Raw genomic sequence first — 1,896 nt, forward strand, 5'->3', positions numbered from 1 at the left:
TGTGCCTAGCGGACGGCTCCGTGGATGCGACCCTCCGCGCTGAAGTCGAGGCTCTCCTCGCCGCCGACCGATCTGCTCCGACAGAGGACCGGATCGACCTCGCCTCGGCCGCCGAGCTCATATCGGATGATCCGCCTGTCGTGGGAGAGCGTGTCGGTCCGTGGCGGGTGGTCCGAGAGCTAGGTCGTGGTGGCATGGGCCGCGTCGACCTCGTCGAGCGTGCGGACGGGGCGTACGACCAACGAGCAGCTCTCAAGCGTCTGGGCTTGGTGGCGCCCTCGAGGGTCAAGCGGTTTCTCCGAGAGCGCCAGATCCTCGCCTCCTTGCGTCATCCAGGCATCGCGCGACTCCTGGATGGCGGTGTCGAAGGCGAGGCGCCGTACCTCGTCATGGAATACGTCGAGGGCGAACCGATTACGACGTACGCCGACGCTCACGGCCTGCTCCTTCGCGATCGGCTGACTCTCTTTCTCCAGGTCTGTGACGCCGTCACGTACGCGCATCGTCGCCTGGTCGTCCATCGTGACCTCAAGCCCTCGAACGTGCTCGTGAGCGAGCGCGCCGGAGAGGAGGGGGCGCCTGTCGCGCACGTGACGCTCCTCGACTTCGGGGTCGCACGGCTTCTGGATGCCGACCTCGATGAGCCCGTTACCGCGGAGGGGTTTGGAGCGCCGCTCACGCCGGGCTACGCCTCGCCAGAGCAGATCGACGGCGGCGAGATCACGACCGCGACAGACGTGTGGTCGCTGGGTGTTCTGCTCTACGAGCTGGTGACGGGGCGCCGTCCGTTCCTGACGCACAGTCGCGACGCCTGGGTTGAGGCCACCCGCCGCGCGGCGCCGACGCTACCGAGCGAGGTCGTCAAGACCGCGTCGGGGACCGAGGCGTCCCCGACGGACGCCCGCCGCCTCCGGGGCGACCTCGACGCGATTTGCCTGGCCGCTCTGCAGAGAGAGCCTGAGAAGCGGTACGTCGGTGCTGCCGACCTCGCCGCCGACCTCCGGAGGTACCTGGAGGGTCTGCCCGTCGAGGCACGGCGGCCATCGGCCTTGTACCGGGTCCGGCGTTTTGCTGGGAGGCACAAGGTGGCCGTTGCCGCTGCGCTCGCAGCCGTCGCGGTGGGCGTAGCCGGAACGGCGTTCTACACGGTCCGCCTCGCAGCCGAGCGCGACCTCGCCGAGACCGCTCGCACCGAAGCCGTCGAGACCGCTACGTTCCTCGAGGACGTTCTCAGCGCCGCAAGCCCGTTTTCTACCGAGCGCCGGGACACGCTAAGCGTGGCCGCCGTGCTGTCCGGCGCCGCGAGGGAGGTGGGCACGATGGGCTCTGCCCCAGTCCGGCAGGCCCACCTCTACACCGTGATCGGTCGGACGTTCGACGAGCTGGGCCGGGTGGCGGAAGCGGACTCCCTTCTGCGCTTGGCGCTCGCGCTCGCGGCGTCCGGGTCGGAGCGGTGGAACGAGGCCGCCACGGCGTTGGGGACGGTCCTCGTGAAGGGGGACTCGTCCCAGGTCGTGGAGTCCGTCGGCTTGTACCGTCGGGTACTCGTGGAGCGCGAGGCGCGGCTCTCGAGGACGGACCCGATGCTCGCCAACGCCCATGCCGATCTCGCCTTCGGCCTCTGGATGGCGGACGACTACGCGCGCGCTGAGAGCCTCGCCGCTCGGGCGGTCGACCTTCATCGCGGGGCATCTCCGCCGGACTCGGTCGGGTTCGCCAACGCGCTGAAGGTCTACGGCGACGCCCTCGAGACGACCCAGAAGAACGAAGCGGCGGAGGCCATTTTTGTCGAGATGCTGGCCGTCCGGAGAGTGGTGTACGGACCGGAGCACCCGTCCGTCCCCATCGGCCTCAACAGCTTCGCTGGATTCCTGCGCAATCTAGAGCGGTACGACG

General features: G+C 69.2%; 1 protein-coding gene. It reads left to right on the forward strand.

Going from position 1 to position 1,896, the window contains the following annotated elements:
- Positions 1-194 precede the first annotated feature (194 nt).
- Positions 195-1,896 (forward strand): serine/threonine protein kinase (locus tag WBA11_RS14160; RefSeq protein WP_424521319.1); only part of this gene is annotated, 1,702 nt, incomplete at its 3' end.

It is taken from the genome of Rubrivirga sp., from assembly GCF_049648075.1.
Lineage (GTDB): Bacteria > Bacteroidota > Rhodothermia > Rhodothermales > Rubricoccaceae > Rubrivirga.